Annotated in this window: 1 protein-coding gene; it reads left to right on the top strand. The window is 64.0% G+C overall.

Going from position 1 to position 253, the window contains the following annotated elements:
- Positions 1–98 precede the first annotated feature (98 nt).
- Positions 99–253: MCP four helix bundle domain-containing protein (locus tag SB764_RS42740; protein WP_410867142.1), on the top strand; the 155-nt coding region annotated here is incomplete at its 3' end.

The following is a 253-nucleotide window of genomic DNA, read 5'->3' as shown; positions in this document are numbered from 1 at the left end:
CCTCTCGTCGCCCTACCATGCCCGTCCGGATCAATCAGGCCCCGCGACAACAACAGGCGCCATCGCGCCATCCGGCCGGGGCCGCATAGGAAGCAAGCATGTTTCGGCTATTTACTGGATTGCGCATCCGCGCCCGGCTCTCGGGCGCATTCTTGATCGTGGCGATGATCGGCGGGGCCATTGGCGCCGTTGGCGTCTGGGGGCTGGCCAGCATCAACGACATGAACACGCGGCTTTACGAAGTCGAACTGCG

It is taken from the genome of Paraburkholderia sp. SIMBA_027, assembly GCF_046535315.1.
GTDB lineage: Bacteria > Pseudomonadota > Gammaproteobacteria > Burkholderiales > Burkholderiaceae > Paraburkholderia > Paraburkholderia tropica.
This window is presented reverse-complemented; position numbering and strand designations above follow the sequence as displayed.